This window comes from Hydrogenophaga sp. BPS33, from assembly GCF_009859475.1.
GTDB lineage: Bacteria > Pseudomonadota > Gammaproteobacteria > Burkholderiales > Burkholderiaceae_C > Hydrogenophaga.
This window is the reverse complement of record NZ_CP044549.1, coordinates 3,530,491-3,546,134: the sequence shown is the minus strand read 5'-3', so window position 1 is coordinate 3,546,134 and position 15,644 is coordinate 3,530,491. Positions and strand designations below refer to the sequence as shown.

General features: G+C 64.7%; 15 protein-coding genes. 11 read left to right on the top strand and 4 right to left on the bottom strand.

The genetic code is table 11. The features are described from left to right. Positions 1 to 14 precede the first annotated feature (14 nt). Genes F9K07_RS16440 through F9K07_RS16425 form a run of 4 tightly spaced genes read left to right on the top strand, consistent with a single transcriptional unit; the run spans position 15 to position 4,648 of the window. Complete coding sequence (locus F9K07_RS16440) at positions 15 to 932, top strand: UDP-2,3-diacylglucosamine diphosphatase (protein WP_159596966.1); 918 nt, start codon at positions 15 to 17, stop codon at positions 930 to 932. A 34-nt stretch (positions 933 to 966) separates the two neighbouring features. Further along, positions 967 to 2,064: a glycosyltransferase family 4 protein gene (locus F9K07_RS16435; RefSeq protein ID WP_159594457.1), complete on the top strand. Its 1,098-nt coding sequence runs from the start codon at positions 967 to 969 to the stop codon at positions 2,062 to 2,064. Positions 2,065 to 2,072: 8 nt separating this feature from the next. Continuing rightward, positions 2,073 to 4,145, top strand: a complete 2,073-nt coding sequence (gene ppk1, locus F9K07_RS16430; RefSeq protein ID WP_159594456.1) for a polyphosphate kinase 1 — start codon at positions 2,073 to 2,075, stop codon at positions 4,143 to 4,145. A 20-nt stretch (positions 4,146 to 4,165) separates the two neighbouring features. Then, positions 4,166 to 4,648 carry a SixA phosphatase family protein gene (locus F9K07_RS16425; protein ID WP_159594455.1) on the top strand — a complete coding sequence of 161 codons (483 nt, stop codon included), beginning with the start codon at positions 4,166 to 4,168 and terminating at the stop codon, positions 4,646 to 4,648. Between the two features lie 13 nt (positions 4,649 to 4,661). On the opposite strand, the gene F9K07_RS16420 is transcribed toward F9K07_RS16425, so the two are convergent. Further along, a complete protein-coding gene (locus F9K07_RS16420; protein WP_159594454.1) occupies positions 4,662 to 5,138 on the bottom strand; it encodes a hypothetical protein in 477 nt (158 codons plus the stop codon). A 92-nt stretch (positions 5,139 to 5,230) separates the two neighbouring features. Then, positions 5,231 to 6,715: an exopolyphosphatase gene (gene ppx / locus F9K07_RS16415; RefSeq protein ID WP_159594453.1), complete on the bottom strand. Its 1,485-nt coding sequence runs from the start codon at positions 6,713 to 6,715 to the stop codon at positions 5,231 to 5,233. A gap of 187 nt (positions 6,716 to 6,902) precedes the next feature. Between ppx and pstS the strand changes: the two genes are divergently transcribed. From pstS to phoR, 7 genes are all read left to right on the top strand, one after another. Continuing rightward, positions 6,903 to 7,934, top strand: a complete 1,032-nt coding sequence (gene pstS / locus F9K07_RS16410; RefSeq protein WP_159594452.1) for a phosphate ABC transporter substrate-binding protein PstS — start codon at positions 6,903 to 6,905, stop codon at positions 7,932 to 7,934. Between the two features lie 88 nt (positions 7,935 to 8,022). Next, positions 8,023 to 9,021, top strand: coding sequence for a phosphate ABC transporter permease subunit PstC (gene pstC / locus F9K07_RS16405; protein ID WP_442907441.1), 999 nt, complete (start codon positions 8,023 to 8,025; stop codon positions 9,019 to 9,021). Between the two features lie 11 nt (positions 9,022 to 9,032). Then, entirely contained in the window at positions 9,033 to 9,887 is an 855-nt protein-coding gene (gene pstA, locus F9K07_RS16400; protein WP_159594451.1) for a phosphate ABC transporter permease PstA, read from the top strand. Between the two features lie 50 nt (positions 9,888 to 9,937). Beyond that, the gene (gene pstB / locus F9K07_RS16395; protein ID WP_159594450.1) at positions 9,938 to 10,732 is read left to right on the top strand and encodes a phosphate ABC transporter ATP-binding protein PstB; all 795 of its coding nucleotides are present in this window, start codon (positions 9,938 to 9,940) and stop codon (positions 10,730 to 10,732) included. 41 nt (positions 10,733 to 10,773) lie between these two features. Then, complete coding sequence (phoU, locus tag F9K07_RS16390; RefSeq protein ID WP_159594449.1) at positions 10,774 to 11,475, top strand: phosphate signaling complex protein PhoU; 702 nt, start codon at positions 10,774 to 10,776, stop codon at positions 11,473 to 11,475. Next, positions 11,472 to 12,200, top strand: coding sequence for a phosphate regulon transcriptional regulator PhoB (gene phoB, locus F9K07_RS16385; protein ID WP_159594448.1), 729 nt, complete (start codon positions 11,472 to 11,474; stop codon positions 12,198 to 12,200). Before phoU ends, phoB begins: the two co-directional genes overlap by 4 nt. Beyond that, the gene (gene phoR, locus F9K07_RS16380) at positions 12,197 to 13,516 is read left to right on the top strand and encodes a phosphate regulon sensor histidine kinase PhoR (RefSeq protein WP_159594447.1); all 1,320 of its coding nucleotides are present in this window, start codon (positions 12,197 to 12,199) and stop codon (positions 13,514 to 13,516) included. The genes phoB and phoR overlap by 4 nt, the downstream gene beginning before the upstream one ends. Here phoR and F9K07_RS16375 read toward each other — a convergent pair. Then, positions 13,506 to 15,242 (bottom strand): ArnT family glycosyltransferase, encoded by a 1,737-nt coding sequence (locus F9K07_RS16375; RefSeq protein ID WP_159594446.1) that lies wholly within the window; start codon positions 15,240 to 15,242, stop codon positions 13,506 to 13,508. The two genes, phoR and F9K07_RS16375, sit on opposite strands and share 11 nt — an antisense overlap. Before the next feature lie 132 nt (positions 15,243 to 15,374). Next, positions 15,375 to 15,632: a type B 50S ribosomal protein L31 gene (locus tag F9K07_RS16370; protein ID WP_159594445.1), complete on the bottom strand. Its 258-nt coding sequence runs from the start codon at positions 15,630 to 15,632 to the stop codon at positions 15,375 to 15,377. Positions 15,633 to 15,644: the final 12 nt, after the last annotated feature.

The window sequence follows — 15,644 nt, the reverse complement described above, 5'->3', positions numbered from 1 at the left end:
CGGGGGCGGTGCCTATGGCCCGGCAAAGCCGGTTCCACGGCACCTCTGGTCTGGAAAACCTCGCGCGCCGGGGTGGGGCTGCCGGAGGTTTCGGGGCTTTGCCCATCGAACTGGACCCGCTTGAAGACGACGCCCACGAGCCCACCGAACGCGCCCGCTACCGGGCCGTTTTCATTTCCGATCTGCACCTGGGCACCGCGGGCTGCCAGGCCCGGCCCTTGCTGAATTTCCTCAAGCACCACCCCAGCCACACGCTGTACCTGGTGGGCGACATCATCGACGGCTGGCAACTGCGCCGAAAATGGTATTGGCCGCAGGCGCACAACGATGTGGTGCAGAAGCTGTTGCGCCGCTCGCGCAAAGGTTGCCGCGTGGTGTTCGTGCCGGGCAACCACGACGAGTTTGCGCGCCAGTTCGATGGCCACAACTTCGGCGGCATCGAAGTGGCGAACGAAGCCGTGCACACCACGGCCGACGGCCGCCGCCTCTGGGTGGTGCACGGCGACCATTTCGATGGCGTGATCCAGTGCGCCAAATGGCTCGCCTACCTGGGCGACAACGCCTACGAACTCACGCTGCGCCTGAACCGGCACCTCAACTCGCTGCGTGCGCGCCTGGGCCTGCCCTACTGGTCGCTGTCGCAGTACCTCAAGCACAAGGTCAAGAGCGCGCTCAACTATGTGACCGACTTCGAGCGCGCCGTGGCCGCGGAAGCGCGCTCGCGCGGGTACCAGGGCGTGGTCTGCGGTCACATCCACCGCGCCGAGATGCGCACCATCGACGGCACGCTGTACTGCAACGACGGCGATTGGGTGGAGAGCCTGACGGCGCTGGTGGAACACCTGGATGGTCGGCTCGAGCTCGTGCACTGGGGTGAGCGCATCGCTCCGGTGTCCTCCCCCGCACCGCAGGCAGAACGCCAACTGTCCTGAACCCGCCACCAAAAACATGTCAGGGAGACAAGGCATGAAGATTCTGATCGTGACGGACGCCTGGCAGCCACAGGTCAATGGCGTGGTGACGACCCTGGTCGAACTCGTGCGCGAGCTGCAGGCCCGCAGCCACGAGGTGGTGGTCATCCAGCCCGGCCAGTTCCGCACGCGGCCATGTCCGGGCTACGCGGGCATCGATCTGGCGCTCTTTCCCGGCCGTCGCCTGCGCGCCCTGATGGACGCGGCCCAGGCCGATGCCATCCACATCGCCACCGAAGGACCGTTGGGTTGGGCGGCGCGCCGCTACTGCCTGCGCCGCAAGCTGGCCTTCACCACCGCGTTTCACACCAAGTTCCCCGAAATCCTGCACGCCGCGCTGGGTGTGCCGCTCTCCTGGGGCTATGCGTTGTTTCGCTGGTTCCACCGCCCCAGCCGCGGCGTGATGGTGCCCACCGAAGGCGTGATGGAGATGCTTCAGGCGCGTGGATTCTGCCAACTGCGCGGTTGGACCCATGGTGTGGATACACGCTTGTTCGCATTGACGGACACGCCCTCGACCTACCCCTTGCTGGGACCGCTGGCACATCCCGTCAGCCTTTACGTGGGGCGTGTCTCGTACGAGAAAAACATCGAAGCCTTTCTCGACCTGGACGTGCCGGGCAGCAAGGTGGTGTGTGGGGTGGGGCCTCTGGCCTCCACGCTGCAGCAGCGGTACCCCAATGTGCACTGGCTGGGGGTGATGCCGCGCCACGAGTTGGCGAAGGTGTACGCCGCTGCAGACGTTTTCGTGTTTCCCAGCCGCAGCGAAACCTTCGGCCTGGTCATGCTCGAGGCCATGGCCTGCGGCGTGCCGGTCGCAGCGTACCCGGTGGACGGCCCCTTGCAGGTGATCGGCGAGAGCCGCGCGGGTGCCTTGCACGAAGACCTGCGCGAAGCCTGGATGGACGCGCTCAAGGTCAAACGCCACGAAGCGCGGGAACGCGCACTGGAATTCGACTGGGGAAAGGTGGCCGAGTTGTTTGTCTCGCACCTGAGTCCGCTCAACCCTCCGCGCAGGCCCAGGCACCATGTCGGCTCGGGCCGCTCAAGCCAGCAGAGCTTGTCGCCCAATGGTCGTCCGGTCGTTGAATAATCGCCTCCATGAGCGGCACCAACCCCCATTCCAGGATTCCCTTTCTCGATCGCGATCACAGCATCCTCGCTTTCAACGAGCGGGTCATGGACTGGGCCCGGCGGGCTGACGTGCCCTTGCTCGAACGCCTGCGCTACCTCAGCATCGTGTCGAGCAATCTCGACGAGTTCTTCGAAGTGCGCGTGGCCCCGCACCTGAGCGCGGCCCGGGCCAACGAACAGCGCGGCGCGTACACCGCACACACCTACGAAGCGTTGTCGCAGAAGGTGCATGCGCTGGTGGGGCAGCAGTACACCATCTACAACGACGAGCTGCTGCCGCTGCTGGAGAAGAAGGGCGTCAAGATCGTTTCCCATGGTGAGCGCAATGCGCGGCAAAGGCGCTGGGTCAAGGACTTTTTCACCAAGGAAGTCCAGCCCCTGCTCATGCCCGTGGGCCTGGACCCGTCACACCCGTTTCCCCAGGTCGCGAACAAGTCGCTCAATTTCATCGTGCGCCTGAGTGGCCGGGATGCCTTTGGCCGCGAGAACGAAATCGCCATCGTGAAGGTGCCGCGCATCCTGCCGCGCTTCTTTCGCATGCCACCGGTCAAAGGCTCGAAGCAGACGCACTTCGTCTCCATCTCCAGCCTGATCCGTTCGCACCTGAACGACCTGTTTCCCGGGCGCCAGGTCACCGAGTTCTCGCAATTCCGCGTCACGCGCCACTCCGATCTGGCGGTGGATGAAGAAGAGGTGAAGAACCTGCGCACCGCCTTGCGCAAGGGCTTGCAACAGCGGCACTACGGCCAGGCGCTGCGGCTGGAGGTGTCGGCCGGCTGCTCGCTGTATCTGTCCAATTTTCTGCTGGCACAGTTCGGGCTCCAGGAAAGCGATCTCTACCGCGTGTCCGGTCCGGTGAATCTGGTGCGGCTGAACCAGTTGATCGACAAGGTCGACACGCCCGCACTGCACTTCGACAGCTACAACGCCTGCTGGCCGGTGCAGCTCCATCCCGGGGAGTCGTATTTCGAACGCCTGAAGAAGGGCGATGTGCTGATCCACCAGCCATACGAGAGCTTCGATGCGGTGCTCGCTTTTCTGCGCGAAGCCGTGGAAGACCCGGATGTGCTCGCCATCAAGCAGACCATCTACCGCACCGGTGCCAAGTCCGAGCTCATGGACTTGCTGCGCGAAGCGGTGCGCCGGGGCAAGGAAGTCACGGCGGTGGTCGAACTCAAAGCGCGGTTCGACGAAGAGGCCAACATCAACTACGCCGAGCGGCTGGAATCGGTGGGGGCGCAGGTGGTGTATGGCGTGGTGGGCCTGAAGACACACGCGAAGATGCTGCTCGTCACGCGGCGCGAGCCCCAGGGCCTGCGCCGCTATGCGCACATCTCCACCGGCAACTACAACCCCGGCACCGCACGCCTCTACACCGACCTGAGTTACCTCACCGCCGACGATGCGCTCACGGCCGACCTGGAGCACATCTTCCTGCACCTGGCCAGCCAGAACCGCCTGCCCAAGCTCAACAAGGCCTTGATCGCACCCTTTCACCTGCACAAGGCGATGCTGGACAAGGTGGAGGCCGCGGGGGCGGCCGCCAAGGCGGGCCTGGACGCCCGGGTCATTCTCAAGATGAACGCCTTGACCGACGAGCCGCTGGCGCGTGCGCTGGCCGTGGCTTCGCAAGAGGGCGTGAAGATCGATCTCATCGTGCGCGGTGCCTGCATCCTGCCGGCCCAGGTGCCTGGATTCACCGACAACGTGCGCGTGCGCTCCGTCATCGGCCGCTTGCTGGAGCACTCCCGGGTGTTTTATTTCCGCACCGCGGAGGTGGAAGAGTTGTGGCTCTCCAGCGCCGACTGGATGAACCGCAACATGCTGCGGCGCATCGAGCTGGCCTGGCCGGTGACCGATGCCGCGCTGCGCCACCGCCTCGTGGAAGAGTGCCTGCTGGCCTATATGCACGACACCAAGGACGCCTGGCTGCTGCAACCCGATGGCCATTACGTGCCCGCAGGCTCTCTGGAGCGCTCAGGTACCGTGCTGCATTCGGCACAAGTCAGCCTGATGGCCCGCTACGGAGGCAAAGGATGAACACGAAGGAGGGCCGATCCATGGACCTGATCCTGTGGCGGCATGCCGAGGCGCACGACCACCCCGATCTGCAGACCGGCCTGCCCGGTGACGCTGTCGATCTGGCGCGGCGCCTCACGCCGCGAGGGGAAAAGCAGGCCACGCGCATGGCGGGCTGGCTCGACCGGCAGTTGCCCGATGGCGCGCGCATCTGGAGCAGTCCGGCCGCGCGCTGCGAGCAGACCGTGCTGGCCCTGGGGCGCAAATTCAAGCTGCGTGACGAACTGGCCCCGGACGGCGATGTGCTGGCGCTGCTGGAGCTGGTGCAGTGGCCGCAGGGCAAGTCACCGGTGGTGGTGGTCGGCCATCAGCCCACGCTGGGGCGGGTGGTGTCGCGCCTGCTCGGCCTGGTGGAGCCGGAGTGCTCGATGAAGAAGGGCGCAGTCTGGTGGTTGCGCCACCGCGAACGCGATGGCGCCGATCAGACGGTGATCGTTACCGTGCAGACGCCGGAGTTGATGTAACGCCCTGTGCCGCTCAGGCTGCCTTCTTGGCCGGCGCCGGGCGGCGGCTCGGGGCAGGGCGCTTCGCGGCGGGCCGGGGCGCCGCCACCGCCGTTTTGGGAGCCGCTGGTTTGGTGGTGGCCTTGCTCACCGGCTTGGTTGCAGTCTTTGAGACGGGCTTGGCGACGGGTTTTGCAGCGGCCTTCACCGGTGCCTTGGCCACGGGCTTCGCCGGCGCTTTCGAGGCGGGTTTGGCCTGTGGCGCGGCGGAGGGACGACCGGTCTTGAGCGTGGGCACGGCGGCCACCGCGGCCTTGTACGCCGCATCGTTCAGGCCTTGCAACACCATCAGGCCCGCACGCAGCAGTTCGCTCTTCTTCACGCTGGTACCCAGCGCAATCGCGCGGGTCTTGAGGCTGTCGATGGCCGCGAACTCAGCCTTGGGGATGGTGAAGCTGTCGCGCACCAGCTTGGGCTTCTTGTTGCTGATCTTGTTGCTCTGACTGGCCATGTACGGACTCCGGAATGGATGATGAAAGTCCGATTTTAAACCGTATATACCGTTTATACGAATATGACAGCAGCATGACAAAACGCAAGCGCTCAGCGAATATCGGCGGTGAATTTCCAGGCCGACTTCTGCCAGGCCAGTACCTCTTCGCCCAATAGCCAGGCCGATTGCGGGTAGCGCCTGGCCCAGCCCGGGTTGGTCGAGAGCTTGAAGGCACGTGGCTTGTAGCTGAGCTTGACGGACTGGTATTCCGGCATCTGTCGCGCATGGCACAGCAACACGGCCAGGCGAAGCGCCATCAACTGCTTGGCGAACAGTTCGTCCGTCAAGGCCTCTTCGAGCTTGCGCAACTTGCCGCGCTGGCCCATCACCAACTGACTCATGCGGTGCAATTCGGGCAGAGAAAAGCCAGGGGCATCCACATGGTCGAGGATGTAGGCGCCGTGGTGGTGCGCGCGATCGTGCGAGATATGCGTGCCGATCTCGTGCAGGCGACCCGCCCAGGCCAGCTTCTGCGAATACCGCTCGTTCTGGGCATCGAGCGCGGCGATCTGGGAAAACAGCGCGGTGCTGACATCGCTCACGCGTTTGCCTTGCGCTTCATCGGCCGAGAAGCGCTGCACCAGCCAGCGCACCGTGCGCTCGCGCACGTCGCCACCATCGGTGACACGGTCGATCAGGTCGTACAACGCGCCATGCCGCAGCGCACCTTGCGCGGGCAGCATCTGTTCGATGCCGAACAGATCGAAGATCGCTCGAAGCACGGCCACGCCACCGCCAATCACCGGTCGCCGATCGTCCTTGATGCCCTCGAGGCGCAACTGGTCGGCACTGCCGGCCTTGATGAGTCTGTCGGTCAACCAGTCCAGGCCCGAGCGCGTCACCACCCCGCTGGCCCAGCCATTGGCGCCGAGCATGTCGGCCACCGCGCTCACCGTCCCCGAAGAGCCATAGGCCACGGTCCATTCGGCGGGCGGAAACTTGTCCAGCGCCTCGTCGATCACCGCCTTGGCCGCCACCTCGGCGGTCTTGAAGGCAGATGCGCTGAACTGGCCGCGTGGGAAATAGCGCGTGGACCACGCCACGCTGCCCAGTCGGTAGGACTCCATGGTGCGCGCCGTATAGCCCTGGCCCAGAATCATTTCGGTGGAGCGTCCTCCGATGTCCACCACCAGCCGCTTTTCGTCGGAGTGTGGCAGCAGGCGCGAGACGCCCTGGTAGATCAGGCGCGCTTCTTCGTAGCCCGAGACCACGTCGATGTTGAATCCCAGAATGGCTTGCGCCTGGCGCAGGAATTCGTCGCGGTTCTTGGCCTCGCGCAGCGTTTGCGTAGCCACCGCGCGCACCTGTTGCTTCTTGAAGCCGTGCAGCCGCTCGGCAAAGCGCGCCAGGCACTCCCAGCCGCGCTCCATCGCGGCCTGGCTGAGGTTTTTCTCCTCGTCGAGCCCGCTGCCTTGGCGCACGGTCTCCTTGATGTATTCGATGCGCTCGATATGGCCGGAGTGGTGGCGGCCGATCTCGAGCCGGAAACTGTTGGAGCCGAGGTCGATGGCGGCGAGAAGGGTTCCGTTTTGCATGCGAGACAGCGGCGCTGGGGTGGGCGGGAAAACCCGGATTGTGACGCATGCCCGTGACCGACTGCGCGACGGCGAGGTAGCAGCCCTGCCAGGGTGCTTTGTGACAGGCGTTTTATGTCATGTGGTTGTCACATTGCCTGCCTAAAGTCCCCCTTGTTCTGAATTCCCAACCGCAAGGAGTCTCTTCATGATCAACAAACGCATTTTCCTCAAGACCGTGGCCGCTGCCGCCATGGCCACCGCAGGCATGGGCTCCGCACTGGCCGCCGACATCACCGGCGCGGGCGCGACCTTCCCCTTCCCGATCTATGCCAAGTGGGCGGAGGCCTACAAGAAAGAAACCGGCATCGGCCTGAACTACCAATCCATCGGTTCGTCCGGTGGCATCCGCCAGATCCGCGCCAAGACCGTCGCCTTCGGCGCGTCCGACGCCCCTGTGCCCGGCGCAGACCTGGACAAGGACGCCATGGTGCAGTTCCCCGCCATCATCGGCGGCACGGTGCCCGTGATCAACCTGGATGGCTTCAAGCCCGGCGAGCTGCGCGTGAGCGGCCCGGTGCTGGCCGAGATGTTCCTGGGCAAGATCGTCAAGTGGAACGACCCCAAGCTGGCGGCCCTGAACCCTGGCAAGACCCTGCCTGATGCCAACATCACCGTTGTGCACCGTGCCGACGGTTCGGGTACCACGTTCAACTGGACCGATTACCTGACCGTGGTCAGCAAGGAGTGGGCCGACACCGTGGGCAAGGGCGCCGCCGTCAAATGGCCGGCCGCCTCATCCGTCGGGGGCAAGGGCAACGAAGGTGTGGCCGCCAACGTGAACCGTGTCAAGGGCGCACTGGGCTATGTGGAATACGCATACGTCAAGAAGAACAACATGAACTTCCTGCAATTGCAGAATGCCGACGGAAAGTACGTGAGCCCAGACGACAAGGCCTTCGCCGCCGCCGCCGCCAGCGCCGACTGGTTCAGCGCTCCCGGCATGGGCATTTCGATGGTGAACGCCAAGGGCGCCGAAAGCTGGCCCGTGAGCACGGCTTCGTTCATCCTGATGTACAAGAATCCGGCCGACAAAGCGCAATCCGCCGAGGTGCTGAAGTTCTTTGACTGGGCGTTCAAGAACGGCAAGGGCATGGCAGCCGAACTGGACTATGTGCCACTGCCCGACACCCTGACAGCGCAAATCCGTTCCAAGGTCTGGACGCAGATCCAGAAATAACACGAAGGTTCTTTCTGGAGGGATCGCCGGCGGGATGAATCCTGCCGGCGGACCACATTGTTCTCAGGATCACAATATGGGAATCAATATGAGCGTGGGAACAACCATGGGTGCGAAATCCGCGTCGGCGACGACCGACAACCCCGACATGATGTCGATTGCCAAACGGCAACGCGTCGAAGACATGGTCTTTCACCGCGTCACCCAGGGCTTCTCGCTGCTGGTGCTGGTCGCGCTTCTGGGCATCATCGTTTCCTTGTTCATCAACGCCTGGCCAGCCTTTCAGAAGTTCGGTGTCCAGTTCATCTGGCGCGTCGAGTGGGACATCATCAACGAAGAATTCGGCGCAGCGATCGCCATTGTGGGCACGCTGGCGAGCGCGAGCATTGCGCTGCTGATTGCAGTGCCTCTGGCTTTCGGCATTGCGCTGTTCCTCACCGAAACCTGCCCTGTATGGCTGCGGCGTCCGCTGGGCACTGCGGTCGAGTTGCTGGCGGCGGTGCCCTCCATCATTTACGGGATGTTCGGCCTGTTCGTTTTTGCGCCGTTGTTCGCCGACCATTTCCAGATGCCTGTGCAGCAGATGCTCGGCGGCATGCCCTTGGTGGGGTTTCTGTTCGGCGGCAGCACCAACGGCTTCGGCATTCTGGCGGCCGGCATCGTACTGGCCTTCATGGTGCTGCCCTTCATTGCGGCGGTGATGCGCGACGTGTTCGAGATCGTCCCACCCATCCTGCGCGAATCGGCCTACGGCCTGGGTTGCACCACCTGGGAGGTGGTGCGCCGCGTGGTGCTGCCCTACACGCAAAAAGGCGTCATTGGCGGAATCATGCTCGGTCTGGGTCGCGCGCTGGGAGAGACCATGGCAGTCACCTTCGTCATCGGTAACGCCAACCGCATGCCGACCTCGCTGTTTTCGCCGGGCACATCCATCGCCTCGACATTGGCCAACGAGTTTGGTGAAGCGGCGGATTTCCATCTCTCCACGCTGTTCGCGCTCGGCTTCCTGCTCTTCGTCATTACCTTCATCGTGCTGTCGGCGGCCAAGATCATGCTGCTGCGCGCCGAGAAGGCCAAGGGTCTTTGAGACATCACACCATGGAATTCAATCAATCCCTCTACAAACGCCGTCAGCGCGCCAACGCCGTTGGCTTGACGCTCTCCATGGGCGCCATGGTGCTGGGCCTGTTCGCGCTGCTCTGGATCCTGAGCGTGCTGTTCAGCAACGGTCTGGCCGCGCTGGACTGGAACATGTTCACCCACTCCACACCGGCGCCCGGCAGTGAAGGCGGTGGCTTGGCCAACGCTATCGTCGGCAGCCTGATGATGGTCGGCTTTTCAGTGCTGGTGTCCACGCCCATCGGCATCTTTGCCGGCGTGTACCTGGCCGAGTATGGCGATACCAGCAAGACCGCCGAACTCACGCGCTTCGTCACCGACATCATGCTGTCGGCGCCCTCCATCGTGCTGGGCCTGTTCGTGTACGCCATCGCGGTGGCCACTGTCGGCAATTTCTCCGGCTGGGCCGGCAGCCTGGCGCTGTCGCTCATCGCGGTGCCCGTGGTCGTGCGCACCACCGAGAACATGCTGCGCCTGGTGCCGGGCAGCCTGCGCGAAGCGGCCTTCGCCCTGGGCGCACCGCGCTGGAAGGTGGCCACGCTGGTAACGCTGCGGGCGGCCAAGAGCGGCGTCATGACCGGCCTGCTGCTCGCCGTGGCCCGCATCAGCGGTGAAACCGCACCGCTGCTCTTCACCGCGCTGAACAACCAGTTCTTCAGCACCGACATGGGCGCCCCCATGGCCAACCTGCCGGTGGTGATCTTCCAGTTTGCCCTCAGCCCGTACGACAACTGGGTTCGGCTGGCCTGGGGTGGCGCGTTGCTGATCACGCTCTCGGTCCTGGCCCTCAACGTCGTGGCGCGGGTGTTCCTGCGCGAGAAGAAAGCTGGTTGATGCCGGCACGTTTGAACACACACGCCCTTTTTCAAGACACGGAATCGACCATGCCCACTACCGCCACGGCCGCCGCACCTGCCACCCAAGCCAAAAACGCGCTCGAATTGCGCAACCTGAACTTCTTCTACGGCACCTTCCAGGGTCTGAAGAACGTCAATATGAACATCGAGGAGCGCAAGGTCACGGCGTTCATCGGCCCCTCGGGTTGTGGCAAGTCCACCTTGCTGCGCACGCTCAACCGCATGTACAGCCTGTACCCAGGCCAGCGCGCCGAGGGCGAAATCAGCTTCTACGGCCAGAACATCCTGGACACCAAGCAGGACATCAACCTGCTGCGCGCGCGCATCGGCATGGTGTTCCAGAAGCCCACACCGTTTCCCATGTCGATTTACGACAACATCGCCTTCGGCGTGAAGCTGTACGAAGATCTGAGCCGTGGCGAGATGGACGACCGCGTCGAATGGGCGCTGTCCAAGGCGGCGCTGTGGAACGAGGTGAAGGACAAGCTCAACCAGAGCGGCCTCTCGCTCTCCGGTGGCCAGCAGCAACGCCTGTGCATCGCGCGCAGCGTGGCGGTGAAGCCCTCGGTGCTGCTGCTGGACGAGCCCACCTCGGCGCTGGACCCGATCTCCACCGGCAAGGTCGAAGAGCTGGTGCACGAACTCAAGCGCGACTACACCATCGCCATCGTCACGCACAACATGCAGCAGGCCGCGCGTTGCAGCGACTACACCGCCTACATGTACCTGGGCGAGCTGATCGAGTTCGGCTCGACCGAGCAGATCTTCTTCAAGCCCCAGAAGACCGAGACGGAAGACTACATCACGGGCCGCTTTGGTTGAGCCCGCACCGCCCTCATACCCAGCGACCCAACGGAGACCCTATGAGCGACAAACACCTCTCCAGCCAGTTCGACGCCGAGCTGAACTCCATCTCCACGCACGTGCTTGAAATGGGTGGGCTGGTCGAATCCCAGCTGCACCAGGCCGTCTACGCGCTGATCCACATGAGCCTGGAGTCCGCCGAGCAGGTGCAGGAGAACGAAAACCGCATCAACCAGATGGAAGTGCAGATCGATCACGAAATCATCTCCACGATCGGCCGGCGCCAGCCCACCGCGCGCGATCTGCGCTTTCTGATGGCCATCTCGCGCACCACGCAGAATCTGGAGCGTGCGGGCGATGAAGTGGCCCGCATCGCGCGCATGGTCAAGTCCATCATTCAAAACGGATCTCCGCGCAACCTGCCCAGCTCCGAGCTGCGCATGGCTGCCGACCTCGCCGCCGCGCTGCTGCGCAATTCGCTGGACTCGTTCGCACGCCTGGACACCGCCATGGCCGTGGCCATCATCAAGGGCGACGACGCCATCGACCGCGAGTACAACGGCTTCCTGCGCAAGCTCATCACCTACATGATGGAAGACCCACGCACCATCTCGCCCAGCCTGGACCTGCTGTTCCTGGCCAAGTCGATCGAGCGTGTGGGCGACCATGCCAAGAACATCGCCGAGCAGATCATCTTCATCGTCAAGGGTGAAGACGTGCGCCACGCGCCGATGTCCGCCGTGGAGTCGGTCGTAGGATGAGAAAGCTCCCACGCGTCCTCGTCGTCGAGGACGAACCCTCCATCGCCGAGTTGATCGCGGTCAACCTGCGCCACAACGGCTTCGCGCCCACGGTCGTATTCGACGGCGCGGCCGCCCAGCGCGAGGTCGACGCGGTGTTGCCCGATGTGATCCTGCTCGACTGGATGTTGCCTGGCGAGAGCGGGGCGGTGCTGGCGCGCCAGTGGCGCAAGAACGAACGCACCAAGACTGTGCCCATCCTCATGCTCACCGCGCGCAGCGACGAAAGCGACAAGGTGCAGGGCCTGGACGCGGGTGCCGACGACTACATCACCAAGCCGTTTTCCACGCAGGAGTTGCTCGCGCGCATCCGTGCGGTGCTGCGCCGGCGTGCGCCGGAGATCGTCAACGACTCGGTGCAAGTGGGGGAGCTCGCGCTGGATGCCGCGACCTACCGCGTCACCTTCCGCGGCAGCGAACTCAAGGTCGGACCGACCGAGTTCAAGCTGCTGCATTACCTCATGAAGCACGCCGAGCGCGTGCACACCCGTGGTACGCTGCTCGACAAGGTCTGGGGAGACCATGTGTTCATCGAGGAGCGTACCGTGGACGTGCACGTGAAGCGATTGCGAGAGTCATTGGGCGAAGCTTCTTCGATGGTGGAGACGGTGCGCGGCGCCGGCTACCGCCTCACCGCGCAGCAGACCGGGAAAACGGCCAAGAGCGCTTCCATTTCGACGACATGACCCGTCGCGCCATCGAACTGCTGCTCCTGGTTGCGCTGGGGGCGGTGTGGGGCTGGACCAAAGGATCTCCCGCCATCACCTTTGCTGGTGGGCTGGTGGGCGCCTTGGCATGGTCCTTCCTGGACGGCATGCGCGCGCGGCGCGTGCTGCACTGGCTCAACAAAGGGGAGGCGGCGCGGGCGCCCAACCTCGGGGGCACCTGGGGCGACCTGGTGGAGCGTTGCCGCAAGGTCATCAAGAAGCTGGAGAAGAAGGCGCAAAGCAGCGATGCGCGGCTGGAGGATTTTCTGGCCGCCATCCAGGCTTCGCCCAATGGTGTGGTGTTGCTCGATGCATCGGGCCGCATCGAGTGGTCCAACCTGACCGCAGCCAACCACCTCGGGTTCGACGCGCAAGGCGATCTCGGCCAGTACGTGCGCAACATGGTTCGAAACCCGGCCTTCACCGCGTACATGGCCGGTGGCGATTTCGGCCACGAGATCCAGATCGATGGTCCGGGCCCGCGGCCGTCCCAGCCCACCAAGATCTTGTTGCAGATCCACCCGTACGGCAAGAAGCGCAAGCTGATGATCACGCGGGACGTGACGGCGGTGCAACTGGCCGAAGCCATGCGACGCGATTTCGTGGCCAACGTGTCCCACGAGATCCGCACGCCCTTGACCGTGCTCAGCGGTTTTGTCGAGACGATGCAGAGCATTCCTCTCGAAGAGGCCGATCGCACGCGTTATCTCGAACTCATGAGCCAGCAGGCCCACCGCATGCAGACGCTGGTGAGCGATCTGCTCACGCTCTCGCGCCTGGAGGGCAGTCCGTCACCCGGAGCGGGCGAATGGATCGACGGCGAAGAACTGCTGCGGCACGTGGTCTCGGAGGCCAGGGGCCTGACCCAGGCCATCGCGGCCACACCGCACGAGATCGAGCCCGTCGAAGGCCCCGGGATCGGGGTGTCGGGGGCCAAGACGGAGTTGTTGAGCGCGATGTCGAATCTGATGAGCAACGCCGTGCGCTATACGCCGGGGGGTGGAAAGATCCAGGCGGGATGGCGCATGCGCCCCGATGGCTGGGGGGAATTCTTTGTCAGCGACACGGGGCCAGGCATCGCGGCAGAGCATGTGCCACGCCTGACCGAGCGCTTCTACCGCGTGGACCGCAGCCGTTCGCGCGAAACCGGTGGCACCGGCCTGGGGCTGGCCATCGTGAAGCACGTGGCGCAACGGCACGGGGGGCGCATCGACGTGCAGAGCGCCTTGGGCGAAGGCTCCACCTTCACCATGGCATTGCCACCGTCTCGTGTCCGGGAGCGCGTCAGCGGCTGACGCGCTGGTACACCAGCAGGCTTTCCTTGTTGTCCGTCAGCCGCCGCACGGTGGCCTTGAAGGCCCACTGCGTGAGGTCGATGCGTTGGTCCAGGGTAGCCTGCTGTTCCGGGGACGCGACCAGGCTGCGGCAGCGGCCTTCGCCGCTCGATCCCGTGCGCACGAGCTCCAGTTTGCCGTGGTACTGCAGCGCGGCGATCTGGGCCTGGCTCAGGCTATCGACCAGCACACAGCTGTTCGGGGTCACCAGGCTGGCGATGCGGCGTGAAATCGGGCCATAGCTGCGCCCGAAGTCCAGCACAGGCAGCCACAGCGTCATCAGCAACAGCCAGCACAAGGTGCTGCCGGCGGCCGGCAGCACGAGGCTTTTCCACAAGGACTGGCGGTGCTTGCCGGCGCGCCAGGCCACCAGCCAGAGCCAGGCCACCGTCGCCAGCGCCGCCAGCAGGAACAGCACGAACGAAAATTCGGGCACGAAACCCGGCGCGAGCCTGGCCACGTTGGCCGCCGGCTTGGCCGGTATGCCCGTCTGCATGGCCACCCAGACCACCCAGATGATCAGCGCGCAGCCGGAAAAGAACACGAGGGTGAACCAGTCCACCAAGGCAGAGACGCTGCGGCGCAAGGTGGGCAAGGCAAAAGCGGCCAATGCTGCCAGTGCCGGCAGGGCGAGCAGCAGGGCGCGGTCGCGCTCGTCCGACAAGGCGCTGTCCGCCACGCTCACGAGCACCGCCCACAGCGGCAGTGCCACGTGGGGGCGCAGCAACTGGTGGCGCCAGCGCCAGAGCGTCCAGAGCACCAGCGGCCAGGCGGGCCAGGTGAACCAGGCGAGCAGCTTGGTCCAGCTGCGCCATTGCACCTCGTTCAGCGGCGTCTGCAGGGCCGGTGAGGGCACGAGGCCGATGAGCACCGCTGCGCCAAATGCCAGCGCCAGCGACGCCGTGGCCCAGGCCAGGCGAGGTCGCGACGAGGCGTGTGTGGTGTCCAGCGCCCAGTCGGTCTGAGGCTCCAGCGACTCAGACGCCTTGCTCGAAAGCCATAGCACCAGCAGCAGACCGCTGGCCAGCAGGCCCGCGACCCAGGGGGCACCGCTGAGCACCAGGGCCACCACCGCCACGGCCCAGGCGACCACGCCGCGCATCGGATGGCGACTCTGGGCGTGGGCCAACCGGGCTGCCGAGAACAGCAACAGGGACACCCAGGCCAGGCGCGCCAGATCGGGCGTGGTTTCGTGGGAGAGCTGGGCCAGGCCCAGGCAGGCCATCAGCGCCAGCAGACCCGCGTCGGCCAGGGCGCGGGCATAGTCGGTGGGCTTGGCTTCGCCGCCGAAGGCGAACGCCACGGGCTGCGCCGCGGGCTGGCGTGCGAGGTGGTACACCGTGTACCAGGTACAGACCAGCGTGAGCGCCAGCAGGAGCGCGAACGGAATGCGCACCGCGAAATCGGGCGATACAAACGGAAGCAGGCGAATGAAGGCCGCGCCCAGCCAGTACGGAAGCGGGCCCGTTTCCTCCACCGCGACCCCCAGCACTTGCGGGTTCCACCAGCCGCTGTGGCCGGCGGCCATCTCCAGCATCACGCCAAAGGCGGACACGTCGGCGTTCTTCCAGGGTTCGCGGCCCAGGAAGCCGGGCAGCACGTAGGCCACGCAGAACAGGATGAGCGCGACGCGCGGCAAGCGGCGCACGGCCGACTGGGTGACGATGGCGGGGGTAGGTTGATTCACTGCGGCGAATATACAGGTGCGTTGCGCGGTGAGCGGACTCTGCGCAAGCGGGGGCCGGCGAAAAAAAAGCAGCCGGGTGGGCTGCTCTTTTCGGGGCGAGATGCAGGCACGCTGAGGTGCCCGGATGATCGCTTACTTGGCGGCGGTTTTGCCGTAGCGGTTGCGGAAGCGCTCGACGCGGCCACCCATGTTGTCCACGCTCTTTTGCGTGCCGGTGTAGAAGGGGTGCGATTCGCTGGAGGTGTCCAGCTTGTACAGCGGCAGTTCGCGGCCGTCTTCCATCTTGATCATCTCTTTCGTGTTGGCGCAGGAGCGGGTCACGAACTTGAAACCGTTGGAGAGGTCCTGGAAGCAGACTTCGCGGTAGTTGGGGTGAATGCCTTCTTTCATGGCGTTTCCTTC

Coding starts and splice junctions, on each gene's coding strand:
- F9K07_RS16440 (WP_159596966.1), top strand. CDS start 15: ATGGCCCGGCAAAGCCGGTTCCACGGCACCTCTGGTCTGGAAAACCTC.
- F9K07_RS16435 (WP_159594457.1), top strand. CDS start 967: ATGAAGATTCTGATCGTGACGGACGCCTGGCAGCCACAGGTCAATGGC.
- ppk1 (WP_159594456.1), top strand. CDS start 2,073: ATGAGCGGCACCAACCCCCATTCCAGGATTCCCTTTCTCGATCGCGAT.
- F9K07_RS16425 (WP_159594455.1), top strand. CDS start 4,166: ATGGACCTGATCCTGTGGCGGCATGCCGAGGCGCACGACCACCCCGAT.
- F9K07_RS16420 (WP_159594454.1), bottom strand. CDS start 5,138: ATGGCCAGTCAGAGCAACAAGATCAGCAACAAGAAGCCCAAGCTGGTG.
- ppx (WP_159594453.1), bottom strand. CDS start 6,715: ATGCAAAACGGAACCCTTCTCGCCGCCATCGACCTCGGCTCCAACAGT.
- pstS (WP_159594452.1), top strand. CDS start 6,903: ATGATCAACAAACGCATTTTCCTCAAGACCGTGGCCGCTGCCGCCATG.
- pstC (WP_442907441.1), top strand. CDS start 8,023: ATGAGCGTGGGAACAACCATGGGTGCGAAATCCGCGTCGGCGACGACC.
- pstA (WP_159594451.1), top strand. CDS start 9,033: ATGGAATTCAATCAATCCCTCTACAAACGCCGTCAGCGCGCCAACGCC.
- pstB (WP_159594450.1), top strand. CDS start 9,938: ATGCCCACTACCGCCACGGCCGCCGCACCTGCCACCCAAGCCAAAAAC.
- phoU (WP_159594449.1), top strand. CDS start 10,774: ATGAGCGACAAACACCTCTCCAGCCAGTTCGACGCCGAGCTGAACTCC.
- phoB (WP_159594448.1), top strand. CDS start 11,472: ATGAGAAAGCTCCCACGCGTCCTCGTCGTCGAGGACGAACCCTCCATC.
- phoR (WP_159594447.1), top strand. CDS start 12,197: ATGACCCGTCGCGCCATCGAACTGCTGCTCCTGGTTGCGCTGGGGGCG.
- F9K07_RS16370 (WP_159594445.1), bottom strand. CDS start 15,632: ATGAAAGAAGGCATTCACCCCAACTACCGCGAAGTCTGCTTCCAGGAC.